The sequence below is a fragment of the Bradyrhizobium sp. 195 genome (assembly GCF_023101665.1).
Classification (GTDB): Bacteria; Pseudomonadota; Alphaproteobacteria; order Rhizobiales; family Xanthobacteraceae; genus Bradyrhizobium.
The window spans coordinates 6,249,903-6,269,345 of record NZ_CP082161.1 but is presented as its reverse complement, the minus strand read 5'-3'; the positions used below and the strand labels follow the sequence as shown (position 1 = coordinate 6,269,345).

The following is a 19,443-nucleotide window of genomic DNA, read 5'->3' as shown; positions in this document are numbered from 1 at the left end:
TCCGCTCCTTGCAACGGGGCTTGGGACCGCCGATGCTTCACCGGCGCCTCGTTACTCCCGCGGTGTTCGATCGCTGCGCACGGGCTCGTCGTAACCCTTGCGGCGGCTATAGAACATCAGTGCGATCAGGCCGCAGCCGGACACCAGCATCAGGATTGCAGCCCCCGCCAGGATGGCGTTGCGGTAAAACGGCATTGATGGCGTTTCCTGCCATACCGCCACGGAGTACCAAGTCGCCACAACGAGAAGCGCTGCGAGAATGGCTCCGAGAAGCCATAGGTTGGTGTGGCGCACGATCTCCTCCATCGTCTGCTTGGGTTGCGCGGCCTTCACAACCCATCGGCCGCCTGCGGATTGCGCAAGGGTGGGCCTAGCGCCACCGCCATCCGCAGCGACGACGGCCGCGATGCCACCAGCAAACCCAGCGGCGGCTGCGCGGTCGCCGACGGCGCCAGCCAGGATGAGGCGGCGGTCCCCATTGGGCCTGCGTCAGGAGATCCGACGGCCGGTCGGTCTGGCCGAGCTTGGGTGCGATCGGCATCGCTTCCGCAACCGCAATGAAGCGGACGCCGATGGCGCCGATCGCCGCAGCAGCCACGGCATTTTGAGCAAGGCCAAGGAAAGCGCGACGGTTGGGGGTGTCCATCATCTTCTTCTCCTTATGTTACGCAGTCCTCCGTACGGACTGAAGCGCGTAAAGCAGCCAGGCGAGGCCGTGCGAGATCAGGTCGACGCCAAGCAGGAATCCGAGGATCCACAGGCTCATGGTGGGGAAGCTGAACAGGATCAGCGCGCCGGCGACCAATCCGAAGACGCCGGAGATCAGCATCATCCATCCGCTCTGGCGCCAATGGGCAAAGCTCAGAATGCATCGAATGACGCCCGAGGCGATCAGGACCGCGCCGAGGAAATAAGTGAGGATCAGGGCGCCGGAGGCGGGCTGGGTCAGCAGCACGAGCCCGAAGGCGACATAGAGGGCGCCGAGCAGGATCTGCCACAGGAAGCCGCCCCATCCTTTGGTCCAGAAAGCGTGGACGATCTCGAATGCGCCGGCCGCGATCGCCGTCAGTCCGATCAATTTCACGCTGATGATGGTCGCGAACGCCACGTCGCTGAGAGCTGCGATACCGGCGGCGATCATGACGGCGCCGAGAAGAGCGCAGACCCACAGGGGTGGAGGGCCCAGAGCTGCGATGCCGGACCGGCTGTCATAGACTGTCATGCCACGCTCCTGATCTACTAAAGATCGCCGCCCCGACGCGACGGTAGCTTCGGAGCCGGAGCGTCGACATCCGACGAAACCCTGAGCGACCGGGCGGGAATGTTCGCATGGAGTCTCGGGAGGGATCCTGTGAACGGCGCTATCGCCTGCCGCGCGGACCCAGAGTCAGGTTGGTCACGCCCGCCGCGAGATTGATTCCGATGGATCGTTCGATCGACAGCGGCTGCAACATCACGCTGCGGCGCGAGCCGCCAATCAGGATATTGGCCCCGAGACCGGGGCCAAACGCGACATTGCCGCTCGCGCCTACATAGTTTCCGCGCAGCGTACCGGGGCCGATCCGCGAATTCTTGGCGAAGACGGCCCAGGAGAGAGAACCCGCCGAGGTCACTCCCAAGTCGAGCCCGACGCGCCTTATGCGTCCCTCATAGATATATTGTCGAGGAGGTCTGCGTGCATAGAAGAAAGTACAGCGCAGCGACTGAGCCGATCCAAGGACCAAGCCCACGCGCGGGGAGCTGAGGCATAACAGTCTGCCGACCCGGAATGCGTCGGCGCGGGCGGGCGAGGCGGCGGTGCAAAGCAACGCGCATGCGGCAATGCAGAGGAACCGTATCATTGGCATTCAAGCCTCCATCTGGTTGTTCATGGACGCGGCCGCCGGCCGGCGGTCCTGGCGAAGCCAGAACGTGATGCCGAGGCCGATCAGCAGGACCGCGCCAAGCAGGAAGAAGAAGACAGATTGCTTCAGCCAGGATATCGCCGGGACGGTCACGCCCATCGCAAGGCCGAGAAACGAGATCTGTAGCGACAGAAGGCTGACGCCCGCGAGGAACGTGCCAAGCGCGAGCAACGTCAGCAAAACCAAGCCGGTTGCCGGTGTCGGAAGCAATTGCTGCACACCCGACATCAGCATGACGTTCATCGTGACCAGGACGGCGATCCAGTGCAGCGCCTGGGTCCAGATCAATCGGAGCTGCGCCTCCTTGCCTTGCGTCTCCGGCCATTTCGTGACGACGCAGACCACGCCGATGGCGAGCGCAAGGAATTCCCAGTAGCCGACGAGAGGCTGGCGGGAGACATTGGTGTAGGCGACGCCTGCGACGGCGAGCACCAGCGCCACCACATAAGGGAGTTGCTGCCACAGGAAACGGGTCATCCTGAATTGAGGCGGGGCAGGCTCCGTACCCTCATTACGTTGTAGATCGGTCTCGCTCATGGGCCATCCACTCACGATCTGTTGCTGCTGAATGTCAGCTTGGGGTCGTCGCCGAGATAGTCCTCGACGTAGAACCGGATGATTGCGACACGGCCGATCGCGACCAGGGGCATGGCCATCGCGATGCCCAGGACGCCGAACAGCGCGCCAAGCATGACGATCGCGACCAGCGTCCAGGCGGGAGGGATCTCGACCGCCTGACGTTGGATCAGCGGGCCGATCACATAGCCTTCGATCGACTGGATGATTGTGTAGATGAGCACGGCCCAGATCAGCAGCGAGCCGCCGAGTGGCATTGCGACCAGCGCGATAGGAAGCGCCGCCACGATCGGTCCGAGGTATGGAATGAAGTTCGACAAGCCTGCCTGCAGTCCGAGCACGAGAGGTCCGGGCAGTCCGACCAGATAGAGTGCGACCCAGACGCACAGCGTCATGAGAATGATCCGGATGAACTGTCCGATCAGCCACAACCGCATCACGCTGCCCATCTCGTCCATGACCGCTCTTGTTCGCGCGCGGTAGGGTCGCTTCACCAACATGATCAGGCTCTCGCGATGGCTGGTCGGATCGAAGGCGAAGAGGATTCCGAGGAACACGATGACCAGCGCGCCGGTCAGAAGACTCGATGCTCCACCGAGCAGGAATTGAGCGTGGCTGAGAAAACGCCCCTGATCCGAGAACAGCCATTGCGCAAAGTCGCGGCCCCATTCCGGGCCGAGCAGGTCGACGCCGTATGACAGGAGGTGCTCCTGCAGGACGTCGATCTGGCTGTCCATGACCTTCAGCAGGAGGCGTGTCTGCTCCGGTAGCTTGCCCGCGCCCCATACCAGTCCAAATCCCGACAGAGCGGAGAACAGCATCAGGACCAGCGTCAGCCGCCAGGCGCGAGCGAGCGGAAGGACCGGGGCCAGCGCCCTTGCGCAGGCATCGAGAAATGCACCGAACAGCACGCCTGCAAAGATGAGCAGGAGACTGGACACGGTCTGCCACGCCAGAAACAGGAAGACGCAGGCAGCGAGCAGGCTGAGCCCGGTCGCGAGAACGGCGCGCCCGGCGCGCTCCGGCACGCTGGAGGAATCGTCGTGTGGGGCGAGTTCGCGAAGCCGCTCCGGCCCTGTCCTGGAATCGCTCATGGATCGGTCCAATCGCGAGGGTGGATGATGGCTCGCCGCACCTAAGTGCGGACGCGCCGGCTGCCAAAGTGTGGATGCTTGCCGCCGCGATGACGCCAGTAGCGGTGCTTGGTCGGGTTCGTATTCGTATTGGGTGCCACGTTCTTCGGCGTCGATGCGCCGGTGTCCTTTGGCACCAGCCCCCCCTTGTCAGTCGACTGGGCCAGCAACGGGGTCGGAGATGCGGAAAGCGCCACTAACCCGCCCAGGATCAGGGCGCCCAAGATGGTTCGGATGCTCATATTCGTCTCCATGCAGCCAAGGACAAGGACTCAAATCGAGATGGCTCCCGTAGACAGTGCGTAGACGCCGGCACATGCGGCGACCGTGATCGCCGCGAAGAGGATCGCCTCGAATGGCCTGAACGCCGCTTCCTTGCGCTCGCGCTTGGCGAGAAGGAACAGCAGCGTGCCAGGCGCATAGAGGATCGACGACAGCAAGAGAAACTTCGGCCCGCCTGCGTAGATCATCGCGGCCGCGTAGACCGTCGCGACAGCCGAGCGGATCCAGTCGCCAACGCGGGCGCGCTCGCTGGCGCGATAGGCCTCGCCGGTCCAGGCGAGCTTGAGACCGTAGGCCGCAACAAAGAAATACGGGATCAGCGTCATCGCGCTCGTCATCTTCAAGGCGAGCGTGAATGCATATTCCGCAAACCAGGTGATGAGGAGGAAAGTCTGGATCACGCAGTTGGTGAGCCAGAGCGCTCCAGCGGGGACCTTGTATGCGTTCACTGTTGCGAGAAAGGAGGGCATGGTGCGGTGGACCGCGGCGGAATGCAGCACCTCAGCCGCCAGGAGTGACCAGGACAGGTAGTTGCCGAGGACCGAGATCAGGAGTGCCACGCTGATGAACATGCCGCCCCAGCGGCCGACGATCGCCTCCATGACGCCGGCCATGGATGGTGTCGGCAGATCCGCCAGTTCCGGTCGCAGCAGCACGCCATAAGACAGCAGTGTCACGAGGACGAGCAGGCTGAGCACCGTCAGAAAGCCGGCGATGGTTGCGAATCCAACGTCGGTGCGGCTCCGGGCGTAGCGGGAATAAACACTGGCGCCTTCAATCCCGACGAACACGAACACGGTCAGCAGCATCGTGCCGCGAACCTGGGCGAGCACATTTGAATGCTCCGGCTGCTCCGTTCCAGCGAAGTTTATGGAGAAAAGCCTGCCATCGAAGGCGATGGCGGCGGCTGCGATGAACAGCAGGATCGGAATGATCTTGGCGTAGGTCGCGATCGTATTGAGCGTGGCGGCGCTCTTGATGCCGCGCAGCAGCAGAACGTGCACTCCCCACAGCAGGACGGACGCCGACGCGATCGCCACCGCCGTTGTGCCGTCACCGAAGACAGGAAAAAACTGTCCGAGTGTTGCCTTGATCAAGACGAGACAGGCGACATCCGCAAGGCAGCATCCGATCCAGTATCCCACGGCCGAAGCAAAGCCGATATACTCGCCAAACCCGGCCCTGGCGTAGGCATAGATGCCGGCATCGAGGTCCGGCTTGCGGTGTGACACGGTCTGGAACACGAAGGCCAGCATCAGCATGCCGGTGCCTGCGATCGTCCAGGCGATCATCGCGCCGAGCGCACCCGTGGTCCGCCCGAACGATGCGGGCAGGGCGAAGATGCCGGAGCCGACCATCGACCCAACCACGAGCGCGATGAGCGCATTGCGCGAGAGTTTTTGATCGACCTCGTTCGGCGACGGAGCCATGGCAAGATGGCCTTCCAATCCGCGATCGGCGGGCACTGATGCCGGCCGATCCCGGCAGACCTTAGAGGCGGCTTTCCCCCTCGCACATCAGGGATTCTCTGTAGGGAGCGGGGGCAGGAAATCGCCAAGCGGTTCTGCGCGCCGCCTTCAGGCCTTTGCCGTGAGGTCGGTCGCGTCTTCACCGGGACTGGATGATGGTCCGGCAACGGCAGCCAAAAGCACGACGCCGGAACGGCAGAATTCGCCGGCCTTCGCGAGCTCGGCCGCAATGCGTTGGGCATGCAGAACCGCCGTATCCTGATCGGCGTATTCGCATCCGGTCCCATCGGGAGTGAGACCGTATTTATCGACGATGTGGAAATAGAAGCGCATGCCAGCCGATTAGGCCGCGCCGCGATCATCTCCTAGTGACAAACGCGTAAGGCGCCCCCTCCGAAAGGAGGACGGTGAAGCTGCGGTTCCAGGTTGCCGGCTTTGTAATGGGAGTGTGGTCGCTGCGGATCGCCGGCAATTGCAGGGGCAACAGGGTGATTTCCCCTCCGGCATTCGGGTGATTGTCCGATGCCGTCCTCTGAGCCCGAGGGGTAGCGTAGGCCCCTGTCAGCAAGCTCTGAGAGGAGACGAGCGATGTCGAATTACGATCAGGACCTGGCGGCCTCGCGTGCGGGCGGTGGTGGCACAATCGCGGTGGACACCGGACTGCGTGACTACATGCTGCGCATCTACAATTACATGACCGCCGGCGTCGGCCTGACCGCCGTCGTCGCGTGGCTGACCTATCAGCTGACCGGCCCCGCCTTGCTGCAGAGCCCGTTGATGTGGGTCTTCATCCTGGCGCCCCTTGCGCTGGTCTTCTTCATCGGTTCGCGCATCAATACGCTGTCGGTAGCAACGGCACGGCTTCTGTTCTTCATCTATGCCGCCCTGGTCGGCGTGTCGCTCTCGACGCTGCTTCACATCTACACCAGTGCATCGATCACACGCGTCTTCTTCATCGCGGCGGCGACTTTCGGGGCGCTCAGCGTATTCGGCTACACCACTCGGCGCGACCTGTCCGGTCTCGGCACGTTCTTGTTCATGGGGCTGATCGGCGTGATCATTGCCAGCCTGGTCAACCTCTTCCTGCAGTCATCCGGGCTCGATTGGCTGATCTCGGTCGTGGGCGTCGGTGTCTTCGCCGGACTCACGGCCTACGACACGCAGCGGATCAAGGCGATGTACGACAGCAGGGATGATGAAACGTCGGCCGGCCGCAAGTCCGTGATTTCGGCGCTGTCGCTCTACCTCAACTTCATCAACCTGTTCATGATGCTGCTGCGCCTCGCCGGCGGTCGGCGCTAGCGAGCCAAAGGCGGCCGTTCAGGCCGCAGGCCGTTCCGCCGCACTCGCGAGCGCGTCGCGCAGGGCCTGTTCCTTGTTGTCATCCAGGGACGTCTTCAGCACGGTCCCCCCGGCGTCCTTGATTTCCTTCAGCACCTTGTCCGCCGTCATGTTCTTGATCAGGACAAATAAGGCGGCGTTGCCGGTGTGGAGCGAGGTAGACAATTCCTTCATGAAGGCGTCGTCGATGCCGAAATCGGACAGGGCGCCGCCGAGCGCGCCGGATGCCGCGCCGACCGCGACACCGAGGATCGGATTGAGGAAGATCACGCCGATCAGGAGGCCCCAGAAACTTCCAGTCATCGCGCCCACCGCCGTCGTGTTGACGAGTTGATTGAGCTTGATGCCGCCGGAGTCGGTCTTCACGGCGATCACCGCGTCGCTGAGCGTGATCAGATATTCCTTCTGCAGCCTGAGCAGCCGTTGACGCACTTCTTCGGCCTTCGCCTCGGATGGATACACGATCGCTACTAGATCGGACATGCAAGCCTCCTGCTGGGTCGAGTCCCGCCGACCAAGCCCTGGTAGGCCCGGCGGGACACGCTGAGAGATTAGCTGTCGGCACCCCGGCGCGGCATCGGAGAAAACCCTAAGGACATGGGGATGAATGTTCCTGACGTGCGAGGTTGCCATGCCCCCTGAGGCGATCACGGCGGCATCGCATCGAAAGCCGTAATTGCGGCGGCGGCTCCGCTCTCGGTATCCGCAGCCGGGAATCGCTCGGCAAGTCGAAGCGACAATTGGCGTAGCGATACAACAGCATCCACACCGGTTCGAATGGCGCCCACGAGCGGATCGTTCGGCGCCATCGCTTTGGAAGGGCTCTTGCGGCCCTGCCGCGCAATTAGCGCGACGCCCGGGGGAAGCAGGTGCCGCCTCTGCCGCTTCGCGACGCGCGGCACTGATCCTCGGTCGAGTACTTGCAGTTCACCATTCCCTTGAACTTGGAGCACCATTGGTTCTGCTGGGCTTGCGCAGGTGCCGTCGATGGCACGACCAACAGCATTCCCGTGATCGCGGTTGCCACTAAGACAAGCTTTCGCATCGAAAATCCTCCTGGTTGATCGAGACCGCGCTCGATTGCCTCACTGAGCGCGGCACGGTGCGCTGCGGACAAGGACAGCGATATCGGGTGATTGCCTGATCACGTCTTGGGAATTTCCTAGAGCGGTCCGGGAGTCGTCGTTGACGCGCCGCGCCGCGCTCCGACGGCGCCCTCATCTGCATTCCGCAATCGCGATTGCATCCCGCCACACCAAGTAGATTTGCCGATGTGTGCGACTGTCCGCCAAGGCAAGAATACCAAGGCAAGAATACCGGGAGCGCGATACGCAAACCTGCAAGCTCGGGAAGATCGATCTGCCCGGCGGCATTTCAGGAAACGTGAGGGGCGCATGGCCATGCACTGTCGCCGAACGATGCCTCGGCAGGTCCTTGCATCGACGCTGGCTGTGGTCATATCCGCGCTGAACCTTGCGGCATGCAGCCCTCAAGCGGAGACGAAGCAGCTGCCTCCGCGTCCGGTCCGGACCGCCACGGTCGAGAAGCGCGAGAGCCCGGTGCCGCTGACTTTCACGGGGCGGGTCGAGGCCGAGGACGAAGTGAGCGTTGCCTTCCGAATCTCCGGACGCTTGCTTGCGAACCACACCAAGCTCGGTGACCGGGTTGAGGGCGGCCAGCTGCTGGCCCAACTGGAGCCTCAGAACGAGCTGAGCGCATTGCGCCAGGCGCAGGCTGCTCTTTCCGCTGCACAGGCCCAGCTGACGCAGGCGCGTAACCATTATGAGCGTCAGGAGACGCTGTTGGCGCAGGGGTGGACCACGCGTGCCAATTTCGAGACGGCGACGCAAGCACGACACACGGCGCAGTCGCAGGTCGAGGCCGCGGAAGCGCAAATCAGTTCCGCGCACGATCTCGTCAGCTTCACCGAGCTGCGAGCCGACGCGCCCGGCAAGATCACCGCGACGGGGCCGTCGGCGGGCGAGGTCGTTCAGGCCGGGCAAATGATCGCGAGGATCGCGCGGCAGGATGGCCGTGACGCGGTCTTCGACGTCCCGGCTCAGATGGTCAGATCCGCGCCGGCCGACGTGCGGGTGACCGTCAGCCTGGCCGATGACCCCACGATCACGGCACAAGGCCGCATCCGTCAGATCGCCGCGCAAGCCGATCCTGTCACTCGCACGTTCGAGGTCAAGGTCGGCTTGACGGATCCGCCGGCAGCCATGCGGCTCGGCGCCACTGTGAACGGACGTGTCGAGACCGGCTCCGGGCCCGTGATCGACATACCGGCAACAGCGTTGACGCGGATCAATCGGCAACCGGCCGTCTGGATCGTCGATCCCTCGACGAACGTGGTGTCGGCACGAAACGTCGACATCCTGCGCTTCGACCAGGCCGACGTCATCATCTCGCAGGGATTGGACGCGGGCGAGATCATCGTCACCGCTGGGGTACAGGCGCTTCATCCCGGCCAGAAGGTGCGCGTGCTCGGGGCGGCGCCATGAGTAGGCTCAACCTTTCCGAATGGGCTCTCAAACATCGCTCGCTGGTGGTCTACGTCATGCTGGTTGCCGTGATCGCCGGCTATCTCGCGTATTTCCGCCTTGGCCGGAACGAGGATCCATCGTTCACCATCAAGACGATGGTGGTTCAGGCGGCTTGGCCGGGGGCAACGGCCGAAGAGACGATGAAGCAGGTGACGGAGCGGCTCGAGCGACGATTGCAGGAGACGCCCCATCTGGACTTCCTGCGCAGCTTCACCCGGGCGGGCTTGGTCACGATCTTCGTCAACTTGAAGGGAAGCGCGAACGCAAGGCAGGTTACCGATACCTGGTACGAGGTGAGGAAGAGCGTCGGCGACATGCGCCATACGCTGCCGGCGGGAGTTATCGGCCCCGGCTTCAACGATGATTTCGGCGACACCTTCGGTATCATCTATGGCTTCACCAGCGACGGATTCACCCAGCGGGAGTTGCGTGATCACGTCGAGGATATCCGCTCGCGATTGCTCCAGATTCCGGACGTATCGAAGATCGAACTGCTGGGCGCACAGGACGAGGTGATCTTCGTCGAGTTCTCCAAGCAGGAGCTTGCGACCGTCGGCGTCGATCGGGCGGCTCTTCTCGCCGCGCTGCGATCGCAGAACATCGTTCGTCCTGCGGGCGTGATCCAGACGGGCAAGGAGACCATTTCCGTTCGGGTGTCCGGCGGCTTTCAGTCCGAGCAGGACATCGCCGGCGTCAATTTCGTCGCAGGCGGTCGCACCATCCGCCTGAGCGACATCGCGCAGGTGCGGCGCGGCTACGTGGATCCGCCGCAGCCGATGTTTCGGGTCAATGGTCAGCCGGCTATCGGCCTCGCCATCGCAATGCGCGATGGCGGTGACATTCTCGCGCTCGGTCGCAACGTCAAAGGCGTGATGGCGCAGATCACGGCCGACCTGCCGATCGGAATCGAGCCGACGCTCGTCGCCGACCAGGCCGTCGTGGTCGGCAACGCGATCGGCGAATTCATGACCTCGCTGCTGCAGGCGATCGCCATCATCATGGTGGTCAGTTTCATCAGCCTCGGAATCCGCCCGGGCCTCATCATCGCGCTTGCGATCCCGTTGACGCTGGCCATCGCGTTTCCGATCATGGAGATGGCCCGCATCGACATGCAACGGATATCGCTGGGAGCGCTGATCATCGCGCTCGCGCTGCTGGTCGACGATGCGATGACGACTACGGACGCGACACTCAACCGCCTAGCGCAAGGCGACAGCAAGGTCGACGCGGCGACGTTCGCCTACCGCAGCCATGCCTTTGCCATGCTCGCGGGAACGCTGGTGACGATCGCCGGCTTCATCCCGGTCGGCTTTGCAGCGAGTTCGGCCGGCGAATATACATTCTCGCTGTTTGCGGTGGTCGCGATCGCGCTCCTGGTGTCGTGGCTGGTTGCCGTGATCTTCACGCCATTGCTGGGTGTGATCATTCTCGTTCCACCGAAACAGCAGGCCGCGGCCGCGCCCGGCAGGATATTCCGCCTTTATCGGCACGTTCTTACCGTGGCGATGCGCGCAAAATGGCTGACGATCGCGTTCTCGCTGGCGCTCTTCGTCGCGTCGATTGTCGCGTTTCCGCTGATTCCGCAGCAGTTCTTTCCATTGTCGGATCGGCCCGAATTGCTCGTGGATATCAGCCTGCCGCAGAATGCCTCGGTTCTCGCGAGCGAGACGGCAGCGAAGCGGCTGGACGCGGCCTTGACCGGGAATCCGGACGTCGATCACTGGAGCACCAATGTCGGGCGCGGCGCGATCCGGTTCTACCTTCCGCTCAGCGTGGAGCTTCCGAACGATTCGTTCACGCAAGCGGTCGTCGTGGCAAAGGACGTTGCCGCGCGGGAGCGCCTGCACGTGAAGCTGGAGCGACTTCTTGCGGAAGAGTTTCCGGCGGCGGTCGCCTCGGTTTCGCCGCTCGGCCTCGGCCCCCCGGTCGGATGGCCGCTGCAATATCGCGTGAGCGGACCGGATGTGGAGCAGGTGCGGGAGATTGCGCTGGCGCTTGCACAGATCCTGGCCACCGAACCCAGGACCAAGGGCGTCAATTTCGATTGGATGGAGCCGCAGCGCCAGCTGCGCATTGACGTCGACCAGGATGAGGTGCGTCGTCTCGGACTGAGTTCGGAAGCCATATCGAACGTGTTGAACACCGTGATATCGGGCGCCGTCGTTACCCAGGTCCGCGACGACATCTATCTGGTCGACGTCGTGGTCCGGGCCGTCGATGAGCAGCGCATCTCGCTATCCACCCTGCGCACGCTTCAGGTGCCGCGGCCTGGCGGCAGAACGGTGTTGCTCGGCCAGTTTGCGAGTTTCGGATATCACCAGGAGAATCCACTGATCTGGCGGCGCGACCGCATTCCGACTCTGACAGTGCGCGCCGACATTGGCGGCGGAACGTTGCCCGACACGATGGTGGAGGCTCTGTCGCCGGCGATCGGTAAGCTGAGGAAGGCGTTGCCTGCGTCGTACGACGTGGCGATCGGCGGGACCGTGGAGGAGAGCCAGAAATCTCAGGCGTCCGTGCTCGCCGTGGTGCCCATGATGCTGTTCGTCATGTTCACAATCCTGATGATGCAGTTGCAGAGCTTTCCGCGGCTGTTGATGGTTGTCAGCGTGGCGCCGCTCGGCATGATCGGTGTTGTCGCCGCGCTTCTGCTTTCCGGCAGGCCAATGGGCTTCGTCACAATTCTCGGCGTTCTCGCCTTGCTCGGCATGATCAGCAAGAATGCCGTGATCCTGATTGGTCAGATCGATGCGGAACGCGCAGAGGGCAAGAGCGCCTGGGAGGCGGCGCTGGATGCCAGTAGCTCCCGCTTTCGTCCGATCATGCTGACCGCAGTATCGACCGTGCTCGGCATGATCCCGATCGCTCCGACCGTGTTCTGGGGACCGATGGCTGTCGCAATCATGGGCGGCCTGCTGGTGGCGACCGTGCTGACGCTGGTCCTGCTGCCGACACTCTACGTGACCTGGTTCGGAGGAAAGGTAGTCGCCGAAGCTTCCGCTTCGTCGTGAGCGCTCCTTCGCCGGCGAGGAGAATCCCGATCCTCGACTAGGTAATCACCCGATATTCCAGCCCCGGCGCAAGGCGCATGGTGCAACCGGTGGGCAAGTCGATCGACCGGGATGCACCGCACGCTCGTGTCGCGAGGACTTCACATGACTGAGACGTCGTCAATCCAAAAGCTCTCGCTGTTCGCGTTGACCGCGATGGTGGTCGGCTCGATGGTCGGCTCGGGGATCTTTTCGCTGCCGAGAACCTTCGGCATCGCCACCGGACCGTTCGGAGCCATCTTCGCCTGGTGCATCGCCGGCGGCGGCATGTACACCCTCGCGCGGGTATTCCAGGCGCTGGCGGAACGAAAGCCCGAGCTCGATGCCGGCGTCTACGCCTATGCGAAGGCGGGGTTTGGCGACTATCCCGGCTTTCTGTCGGCATTCGGATATTGGATCGGCAGCTGCATCGGCAACGTTTCCTATTGGGTGCTGATCAAGTCGACGCTGGGCGCTTTCTTCCCGATCTTCGGGGACGGGAACACCGTGATCGCGATCGTCGTCGCCTCGATCGGAATATGGCTGTTCCATTTCATGATCCTGCGCGGTGTGCAGCAGGCGGCCGCGATCAACACGATCGTGACGATCGCGAAGATCGTGCCGATCCTCGTCTTCATCGTCATCCTGATCGTCGGCTTCAAGGCGGACCTATTTCGAACGAATTTCTGGGGCGGCGAGGGTATGCCGGACAAGGGTTTGTTCGAGCAGATTCGCGCGACCATGCTGGTCACCGTGTTCGTCTTTCTCGGCATCGAGGGCGCCAGCGTCTATTCACGCTATGCCAAGGAACGCGCGCACGTCGGCGCCGCGACCATTCTGGGATTTGCGGTCGTGACGAGCCTGATGGTGCTCGTGACCATGCTGCCCTATGCCGTGCTTCCTCGCGCCGAGATCGCCGGCATGCGGCAGCCGTCGATGGCGACGGTGCTGGAGGCTGTCGTCGGACATTGGGGCGCGATCTTCGTCAGCGTCGGGCTTCTGGTTTCGGTATTGGGGGCCTATCTCGCCTGGTCGCTGATTTGCGCCGAAGTGCTCTCCGCCGCCGGCCGGACCAGGGACATGCCCGCCCTGTTCGGCACGGAAAATGCGAACAAGGTGCCGGCTGCGGCGCTTTGGCTCACCAATGCGATCGTTCAGCTCTTCGTCATCAGCACCTATTGGTCGCAGGATGCGTTCGCGTTGATGCTCAATCTGACGAGCGTGATGTCGCTGATTCCGTTCTTCCTCGTCGCCGCTTATGGACTTCTGCTCAGTAGGCGAGGTGAGACCTATGGGAAGGACAGCCGCGACAGAACACGCGACATGATCTTTGCAGGCATCGCCGTCGTCTACACGCTCTTCCTGATCTACGCCGCCGGAATGAAGTTCCTGCTGCTGTCCTTGATCCTCTATGCGCCCGGTACGGCACTCTACTTCTGGGCGCGTCTGGAACAGAAGGCGAAGGTCTTCACCGCCGTCGAGTGGGTCATCTTCATCGCCGCCGCCATCGGCGCTGCTGTCGGGATCCACGGCTTGGCCACCGGTTACATCACCATCTAGGCAAGGCAACTCCCCGGAGAATTCCCATGGCAAAGCAGGCGTCGGACAGCTCGGTTTCCTTCGGGGTCCATTCGGAGGTCGGTCAGCTCCGGAAGGTGATGGTCTGCTCACCCGGTCGCGCCCATCAGCGTCTCACGCCGTCCAATTGCGATACCCTGCTGTTCGACGATGTGCTGTGGGTCGAAAATGCCAAGCGCGATCATTTCGACTTCGTGCAGTAGATGCGCGACCGCGGTATCGAAGTCGTCGAGATGCACAATCTGCTGGCGGAGACGGTCGCGATCCCCGAGGCCAGGAAGTGGATTCTCGACAACCAGGTCGTTCCCGATCAGGTCGGCCTCGGCCTCGTCGATGAGCTGCGGGGCTACCTGGAAAGCCTCAGGCCGCGCGACCTGGCCGAAACGCTGATTGGGGGCGTTTCGACTCATGACTTCCCGGACGCCCATGGCGGCGAGATGCTCAAGCTCGTCCGCGAGGCCGCCGGCATGACCGAGTATCTGCTGCCGCCGCTTCCCAACACGCTGTATACGCGGGACACGACCTGCTGGATCTACGGCGGGGTCACGCTGAACGCGCTCTACTGGCCGGCGCGGCACGAAGAGCCGATCCTTGCGACAGCCATCTACATGTTCCATCCGGATTTTGCCGGCAAGGTCAATGTCTGGTGGGGCGACCCGACACGGGACCACGGTCTTGCGACGCTGGAAGGCGGCGACGTGATGCCGATCGGCAAGGGCAACGTGCTGATCGGGTTGAGCGAGCGCACCTCGCGGCAGGCGATCAGCCAGGTCGCCGCGGCCTTGTTCAAGAAGAAGGCGGCGGAGCGCGTGATCGTGGCTGCGATGCCGAAGCTCCGTGCCGCGATGCATCTCGATACCGTCTTCACGTTCGCGGACAGGGATTGCGTTCTGCTGTATCCCGACATCGTCAACAACATCGCGGCCTTTTCCTACCGGCCAGCCGACAATTCGGCCGGCCTCGAGCTGCGCAGGGATGAAAAGCCGTTCGTGGACGTCGTGGCCGAAGCCCTTGGCTTGAAGAAACTGCGTGTGATCGAGACCGGCGGCAACGCCTATATGCGCGAGCGCACACAGTGGGACAGCGGCGCCAATCTGGTTTGCGCCTCCCCGGGCGTAGTGTTCGCCTATGACCGCAATACCTACACCAACACCTTGCTGCGCAAGGAAGGGATCGAGGTGGTCACCATCGTCGGGGCAGAGCTCGGGCGGGGTCGGGGAGGCGGTCATTGCATGACCTGCCCGATCACCAGGGATCCGGCGGACTACTAGACCATGCGGATCGACCGGGTTGGGTCGTGAGGCCGGCGCCCATCGATTCAATCACTGATTTTGAATCATACCACTAACACGCCACAATCGTCGCCCAGGCTAAGACGATTCCTGGTGCACGCAAAAGCCATCGAGGAACACCATGCGTGGGTCGAGAGCTCTTTTGCCGGCCTTGGGGTTGTTGGCAGCCGGCACTGCTTGGGCAGCGGACGTTGATTCCACCGAGCTGAAGGCGAGCAGCCCCGTACCGTACTACTCCGCTCCGTCCTGGAGTGTCGTCGGCTCCGTCACGTCGAACTTTACCGACAATGCCTTGTTCAGCCGGGACAACCGCAAGTCGGATTTCTTCTATGAGCCGGACGTGAGCGTCAGGCTGGACGGGAGCCTCACGGATGACCTGTCGTACCGGCTCTATGCACGCGCACAATATGACGCCTTTGCGAGAGAGAAGGACGGCAATGCCGCAGTGGCGCGGATGGGAGCACGCCTGACGGAGAATTGGGACGGCTGGCGCTTCTCCGCCATCTACGAGCACCGATACGATTTCGACGGCGTCTATCGCGATCTCGCTTTCACGTCAGACGACGTGATGGGCTCGGTGGCCCGCGACTTCCGCGTGAACAATGTGACATTCTCACCGCTGTTGCTGTTGACCTACCGGTTTTCCGACCTTGCGGAAGCTCGCCGTTGGCGCTTCGATGCCTTGCTCGGCATTGAGGTCAAGCTCGATCCGAAATGGTCGATCGTGAGCACGCCCTTGTTCGAAGCCTTCTGGTTCACCGACGGGCTGAACAGGGGACGACAGGATCAAATCTACTCCGCGGATATCGGCTTGAAGTACAATTTTGCCGGCAACGTTTCGCTTACGACGAGTGTGCTGTACGAGGCGCGCGAATCGAACGTCATGGTGCGGCGCTACAGGGATCTCAGGATCGGTCCCCGGCTTGATTTTGCCTTTTGAGAGGTCTGCAGGATGATGTCGAGGCGTGCTTGGGTGCTGTTCGGGGTCATTGTCGGTTTGACGGCGGCATCCGCAGCCGCCGCGGACCCGCGCGACTCTGTGGACCGGAGCCAGCGTCTCGATACCGATGCACTCAGGGACGATGTCGGCACACAGCGGCTACGGGGGCCGTCTCATCCGCTGATGATTGCGCCGCCTCAACAGGCAGTTCCAAACGCGAAGAAAGGAAAGAAGAACAAGTCGAGCACGAGCGGCGATATCAGCCGCTAGCACATCGCGTCCCAGCCATTAGTGCGATCGCCGCGGCGCAATCGTGAAACCTGTTTGCTGCGCTTGAGTATCTGTTGCACCATATTTGAATTGCAGCGGGATAATCTGGCAAAAACTGCACATCCGATCCCTCCCGATGTCGCCTCACCGATGCAAGATTTTATTCCGTTGGCAATACTACTTGGTGGTGTGGGCAACCCGACGGTGTATACTCTGCCCACCCCAAGGGCGCGTCTCCTGATCCGTTGATGGATACTCGCCGGCGGGGGAGGGAGGAGACTCTCGACCTTCAGCTTCAATATATTGAGCTTCGATATGTTGAGCTTCGACGTCGGGCGTCACCGGTGAATAGTGAGTGCGTACCGTGAAGTTACACAACTCGCCCGCCTGTGAGTCGAGTGGAACCAGGGTCAGAGGGTGGTTGCGACTTGGCTCGGAAGAAACCAGCGAACGCCTTTACTGGGTCTTCTCGCCCGACCTTCTCTTTGCAGCACGCCCTTCGTTTGGAGTGCACTTCGTGTATGAGGGGATCAATCCGGCGTTCGAGCTTCGTCTCGGCATCTCGTCGGAAGACATCCGGGAGATGGATGTCTCCAACTGTCTCGGCAGGGACGACGCCAGAGCCGTCAGCGAAGCTCTCCGTGCGTGTCTCGCGGAAGGAACGGAGGTCAGGATTCGCCACCGCCTTGCATTTGGCGGCCAGCGCCAGAACATGGAAACGACCATCGTTCCGATCATGGACGCCGCGGCCGGTGGTGTGGTCCGGTTGATCGGCAGCCATTGCGTCGCGCGCAATGGACTTTTCGAAAACGGCGTTGAACGACCGGACGCCGCGCAGGCGAGCGTTAATTTGCTCTCCATTCAGGAGGATATCCAGCAGCGGATTGCGTCCGATCTGCATGACTCGACATGTCAGCACCTGATTGCCGCGAGTCTCGGTCTGATGCGGATCCGGCGGAGCATGGGCGATCCCGTCGGGGCCGAGCGCCTCTGCGATGAGATCGACGCGTCGATCGATGAGGCGCTCAGGGAAATCCGCGCTTTTGCCTACCTGCTGCACCCGCAGAATCTGACAGCCGAAGGGCTCAAGGCCACGATCGAGCACTATGCCGATGGATTCGCGGCGCGCACGTCGTTGCGGGTCACAACCAGGATCCTGGCCGGCGTCGATCGATTGCCCTACGAGAAGCAGCGCTCATTGCTTCGGGTTGTTCAGGAAGCTCTCACGAACGTATTCCGCCATGCAAAGGCAACGGAGGTGAGCATCGTCATTGACGGGACCGGCCGCCATTTTCGGCTGACCGTCAGCGACAACGGGCGCGGGCTTCAGGCCGGCCGCGCGAACCAGGCGATATCGACCGGCGTTGGAATTCCAGCCATGAGAGCAAGACTTGAGCAGATCGGAGGTTCGCTGGAGATCCGCTCCGATCCGGCAACGCATCGTTCCGGCACGGTTCTGTGCGCGGTCTTTCCGCATGCCTTGGTCACGAACAGGCGAAACCGGCGAAAGGACGCCACTGTCATGGGAGTCCCCGCAGGCACACACTGAGGGAAGAAAAACACTGATCACCGGCGGTAGGTGGAAACGAGTTCGTTCGGCCCCAGCCGCCGAGTGGAGACACTGGAGTGCTCGCCATGAAGCGTTTTCTCATCGCTGATGACCACGAGGCGGTACGGTCGGGCTTGCGGGCGGTGCTCGAACAACGAGCGGATTGGGAAGTGGTCGCCGAGGCGAACGACGGCGGCAAGGCGCTGACAGCGGCGATCGAAAGCCGACCTCACGTGGCCATCGTCGATTTTTCCATGCCGCGGATGACCGGACTGGAGGTCGCGCGGCGGATCAGGGAATATCCGCTGCAGACCGAGGTCCTGATTTTCACGGTGCACAACTCCGGTCTACTCGCCCAGCAGGCATTTGAGGCCGGTGCGCGCGCCTTCCTGGTGAAATCGGACGCAAACAGATTGCTGATGGCGGCCGTCGACTCTCTTCTGGCGCACAAGCGGTTCTGTAGCGAAAAGTGCCGGAACGAACTGAACGGCGGATCTGGCAGCAATGCAGACAGGCACCCGGGGCTCACTCCGCGCGAGCAACTCGTCGTCAAACTGGTTGCCGAAGGCTACAGCAATAAGGGCATCAGTGCGATCCTCAACCTCAGCGTCAAGACCACTGAGGCTCATCGGGCCGCCGCGATGCGCAAGCTGGACGTGAGTTCGACTGCGGGCCTGGTCCGATACGCCGTCCGCGCGCAACTGGTCGAGGCATGACAATTCCTTGCTGGGGGTTGGTGGTCGCGGTCGCGTCGGTACATTCGCCCGGCCATCTCGGGGTTTTGCAGGATAATGCTCTGGCCCGCGATCGGTATCATTGCTCGACTGTTCTGCTGCCGACTATCTCCGCCGATTGCGGTCGGATAGGAGAACGATGCCGTGAAGCGGATCTTGATTGCGGATGATCATGAAGTCGTGCGTTCAGGGCTGCGCGCGATCGTCGACACGCGCTCCGACTGGATCGTCGTCGGCGAAGCAACGAATGGCGAGCAGGCCGTCGCATTGGCTTTGGAGACGAAGCCGGACGTCGTGATCGTCGACTATTCGATGCCCCTCATGAATGGGTTGGAGGTCAGCCGCCGATTGAAGTCACTTCACCTGCGCAGTGAAATTCTGATTCTGACGATGCATGAAAACGAAGAGTTGCTGACCGAGGCCATTCTGGCGGGGGTCCGCGGCTTCTTGTTCAAATCGGATGCGAGGAAGCATCTGCTGTCCGCCGTCGAAGCGCTGCTGGATCGCAGACCTTATTTCACCAGCGTGTTGCTGGAGAAATTGCTCCATGACTACCAGCTCAACAAGCTGAACAAGTCGGATATGCTTCTCACCTCCCGCGAGCAGAGCGTGGTCCAGTTGATCGCGGAAGGACATACCAACAGGTCCATAAGCGTCATTCTGCAGTTGAGCGTGAAGACCGTCGAGACCCATCGCGCTTCGGCGATGCGCAAGCTGGGGATGTCGTCGACCGCTGAACTGGTCCGTTACGCCATCCGCAAGAAACTGGTGGCGCCCTGAGAGACCGCCCGCCGAACAAC

20 protein-coding genes and 1 pseudogene are annotated in these 19,443 nt (G+C 62.3%); 10 read left to right on the top strand and 11 right to left on the bottom strand.

Annotated features, from left to right (window positions below; all coding sequences use genetic code 11):
• Positions 1–51: 51 nt before the first annotated feature.
• The 9 genes from IVB26_RS29400 to IVB26_RS29360 all read right to left on the bottom strand — a co-directional run bounded on the left by IVB26_RS29400 (position 52) and on the right by IVB26_RS29360 (position 5,697).
• Entirely contained in the window at positions 52–333 is a 282-nt protein-coding gene (locus IVB26_RS29400; RefSeq protein ID WP_247968568.1) for a hypothetical protein, read from the bottom strand.
• Between the two features lie 37 nt (positions 334–370).
• Positions 371–649 carry a hypothetical protein gene (locus IVB26_RS29395; RefSeq protein ID WP_247968567.1) on the bottom strand — a complete coding sequence of 93 codons (279 nt, stop codon included), beginning with the start codon at positions 647–649 and terminating at the stop codon, positions 371–373.
• Between the two features lie 15 nt (positions 650–664).
• The gene (locus tag IVB26_RS29390) at positions 665–1,222 is read right to left on the bottom strand and encodes an HdeD family acid-resistance protein (RefSeq protein WP_247968566.1); all 558 of its coding nucleotides are present in this window, start codon (positions 1,220–1,222) and stop codon (positions 665–667) included.
• 139 nt (positions 1,223–1,361) lie between these two features.
• Positions 1,362–1,841, bottom strand: a complete 480-nt coding sequence (locus IVB26_RS29385; RefSeq protein WP_458309377.1) for a DUF992 domain-containing protein — start codon at positions 1,839–1,841, stop codon at positions 1,362–1,364.
• 6 nt (positions 1,842–1,847) lie between these two features.
• On the bottom strand, positions 1,848–2,441 hold the full coding sequence (locus tag IVB26_RS29380; RefSeq protein WP_247968564.1) for a hypothetical protein: 594 nt from the start codon (positions 2,439–2,441) through the stop codon (positions 1,848–1,850).
• Between the two features lie 11 nt (positions 2,442–2,452).
• The gene (locus IVB26_RS29375; protein WP_247968563.1) at positions 2,453–3,574 is read right to left on the bottom strand and encodes an AI-2E family transporter; all 1,122 of its coding nucleotides are present in this window, start codon (positions 3,572–3,574) and stop codon (positions 2,453–2,455) included.
• Positions 3,575–3,615: 41 nt separating this feature from the next.
• A complete protein-coding gene (locus tag IVB26_RS29370; RefSeq protein ID WP_247968562.1) occupies positions 3,616–3,855 on the bottom strand; it encodes a hypothetical protein in 240 nt (79 codons plus the stop codon).
• A gap of 30 nt (positions 3,856–3,885) precedes the next feature.
• Positions 3,886–5,325, bottom strand: coding sequence for a basic amino acid/polyamine antiporter (locus IVB26_RS29365; RefSeq protein ID WP_247968561.1), 1,440 nt, complete (start codon positions 5,323–5,325; stop codon positions 3,886–3,888).
• Between the two features lie 147 nt (positions 5,326–5,472).
• Complete coding sequence (locus IVB26_RS29360; RefSeq protein ID WP_247968560.1) at positions 5,473–5,697, bottom strand: DUF6894 family protein; 225 nt, start codon at positions 5,695–5,697, stop codon at positions 5,473–5,475.
• Between the two features lie 255 nt (positions 5,698–5,952).
• On the opposite strand from IVB26_RS29360, the gene IVB26_RS29355 reads away from it, so the two are divergent.
• Positions 5,953–6,666, top strand: a complete 714-nt coding sequence (locus IVB26_RS29355) for a Bax inhibitor-1/YccA family protein (protein WP_247968559.1) — start codon at positions 5,953–5,955, stop codon at positions 6,664–6,666.
• Between the two features lie 18 nt (positions 6,667–6,684).
• Here the strand turns inward: IVB26_RS29355 and IVB26_RS29350 are convergent, their stop codons facing one another.
• A complete protein-coding gene (locus IVB26_RS29350) occupies positions 6,685–7,188 on the bottom strand; it encodes a DUF1269 domain-containing protein (RefSeq protein ID WP_247968558.1) in 504 nt (167 codons plus the stop codon).
• A 361-nt stretch (positions 7,189–7,549) separates the two neighbouring features.
• Positions 7,550–7,711, bottom strand: a complete 162-nt coding sequence (locus tag IVB26_RS29345) for a DUF3551 domain-containing protein (protein ID WP_247973299.1) — start codon at positions 7,709–7,711, stop codon at positions 7,550–7,552.
• Between the two features lie 394 nt (positions 7,712–8,105).
• Here IVB26_RS29345 and IVB26_RS29340 point away from each other — a divergent pair, with 394 nt between their 5' ends.
• The 9 genes and pseudogenes from IVB26_RS29340 (at position 8,106) to IVB26_RS29300 (ending at position 19,423) form a co-directional block, all read left to right on the top strand.
• Positions 8,106–9,209: an efflux RND transporter periplasmic adaptor subunit gene (locus tag IVB26_RS29340; RefSeq protein WP_247973298.1), complete on the top strand. Its 1,104-nt coding sequence runs from the start codon at positions 8,106–8,108 to the stop codon at positions 9,207–9,209.
• Complete coding sequence (locus IVB26_RS29335) at positions 9,206–12,262, top strand: efflux RND transporter permease subunit (protein ID WP_247968557.1); 3,057 nt, start codon at positions 9,206–9,208, stop codon at positions 12,260–12,262. The genes IVB26_RS29340 and IVB26_RS29335 overlap by 4 nt, the downstream gene beginning before the upstream one ends.
• Before the next feature lie 144 nt (positions 12,263–12,406).
• On the top strand, positions 12,407–13,840 hold the full coding sequence (locus IVB26_RS29330) for a basic amino acid/polyamine antiporter (RefSeq protein ID WP_247968556.1): 1,434 nt from the start codon (positions 12,407–12,409) through the stop codon (positions 13,838–13,840).
• A gap of 26 nt (positions 13,841–13,866) precedes the next feature.
• Positions 13,867–15,129: pseudogene (gene arcA / locus IVB26_RS29325) on the top strand (arginine deiminase).
• A 142-nt stretch (positions 15,130–15,271) separates the two neighbouring features.
• On the top strand, positions 15,272–16,090 hold the full coding sequence (locus IVB26_RS29320; RefSeq protein ID WP_247968555.1) for a hypothetical protein: 819 nt from the start codon (positions 15,272–15,274) through the stop codon (positions 16,088–16,090).
• A gap of 33 nt (positions 16,091–16,123) precedes the next feature.
• A complete protein-coding gene (locus IVB26_RS29315) occupies positions 16,124–16,360 on the top strand; it encodes a hypothetical protein (RefSeq protein WP_247968554.1) in 237 nt (78 codons plus the stop codon).
• A 517-nt stretch (positions 16,361–16,877) separates the two neighbouring features.
• A complete protein-coding gene (locus IVB26_RS29310; RefSeq protein WP_247968553.1) occupies positions 16,878–17,909 on the top strand; it encodes a sensor histidine kinase in 1,032 nt (343 codons plus the stop codon).
• Between the two features lie 86 nt (positions 17,910–17,995).
• Complete coding sequence (locus IVB26_RS29305; RefSeq protein ID WP_246919229.1) at positions 17,996–18,625, top strand: response regulator; 630 nt, start codon at positions 17,996–17,998, stop codon at positions 18,623–18,625.
• Positions 18,626–18,787: 162 nt separating this feature from the next.
• Positions 18,788–19,423 (top strand): response regulator transcription factor, encoded by a 636-nt coding sequence (locus IVB26_RS29300; protein ID WP_247968552.1) that lies wholly within the window; start codon positions 18,788–18,790, stop codon positions 19,421–19,423.
• Positions 19,424–19,443: the final 20 nt, after the last annotated feature.

What these genes read in the sequence shown, in the direction of transcription:
- IVB26_RS29370 (WP_247968562.1), bottom strand. Translation starts at nt 3,855, where the DNA reads ATGAGCATCCGAACCATCTTGGGCGCCCTGATCCTGGGCGGGTTAGTG.
- IVB26_RS29365 (WP_247968561.1), bottom strand. Translation starts at nt 5,325, where the DNA reads ATGGCTCCGTCGCCGAACGAGGTCGATCAAAAACTCTCGCGCAATGCG.
- IVB26_RS29330 (WP_247968556.1), top strand. Translation starts at nt 12,407, where the DNA reads ATGACTGAGACGTCGTCAATCCAAAAGCTCTCGCTGTTCGCGTTGACC.
- IVB26_RS29380 (WP_247968564.1), bottom strand. Translation starts at nt 2,441, where the DNA reads ATGAGCGAGACCGATCTACAACGTAATGAGGGTACGGAGCCTGCCCCG.
- IVB26_RS29395 (WP_247968567.1), bottom strand. Translation starts at nt 649, where the DNA reads ATGATGGACACCCCCAACCGTCGCGCTTTCCTTGGCCTTGCTCAAAAT.
- IVB26_RS29355 (WP_247968559.1), top strand. Translation starts at nt 5,953, where the DNA reads ATGTCGAATTACGATCAGGACCTGGCGGCCTCGCGTGCGGGCGGTGGT.
- IVB26_RS29320 (WP_247968555.1), top strand. Translation starts at nt 15,272, where the DNA reads ATGCGTGGGTCGAGAGCTCTTTTGCCGGCCTTGGGGTTGTTGGCAGCC.
- IVB26_RS29360 (WP_247968560.1), bottom strand. Translation starts at nt 5,697, where the DNA reads ATGCGCTTCTATTTCCACATCGTCGATAAATACGGTCTCACTCCCGAT.
- IVB26_RS29345 (WP_247973299.1), bottom strand. Translation starts at nt 7,711, where the DNA reads ATGCTGTTGGTCGTGCCATCGACGGCACCTGCGCAAGCCCAGCAGAAC.
- IVB26_RS29385 (WP_458309377.1), bottom strand. Translation starts at nt 1,841, where the DNA reads ATGATACGGTTCCTCTGCATTGCCGCATGCGCGTTGCTTTGCACCGCC.
- IVB26_RS29350 (WP_247968558.1), bottom strand. Translation starts at nt 7,188, where the DNA reads ATGTCCGATCTAGTAGCGATCGTGTATCCATCCGAGGCGAAGGCCGAA.
- IVB26_RS29375 (WP_247968563.1), bottom strand. Translation starts at nt 3,574, where the DNA reads ATGAGCGATTCCAGGACAGGGCCGGAGCGGCTTCGCGAACTCGCCCCA.
- IVB26_RS29390 (WP_247968566.1), bottom strand. Translation starts at nt 1,222, where the DNA reads ATGACAGTCTATGACAGCCGGTCCGGCATCGCAGCTCTGGGCCCTCCA.
- IVB26_RS29335 (WP_247968557.1), top strand. Translation starts at nt 9,206, where the DNA reads ATGAGTAGGCTCAACCTTTCCGAATGGGCTCTCAAACATCGCTCGCTG.
- IVB26_RS29340 (WP_247973298.1), top strand. Translation starts at nt 8,106, where the DNA reads ATGCACTGTCGCCGAACGATGCCTCGGCAGGTCCTTGCATCGACGCTG.
- IVB26_RS29305 (WP_246919229.1), top strand. Translation starts at nt 17,996, where the DNA reads ATGAAGCGTTTTCTCATCGCTGATGACCACGAGGCGGTACGGTCGGGC.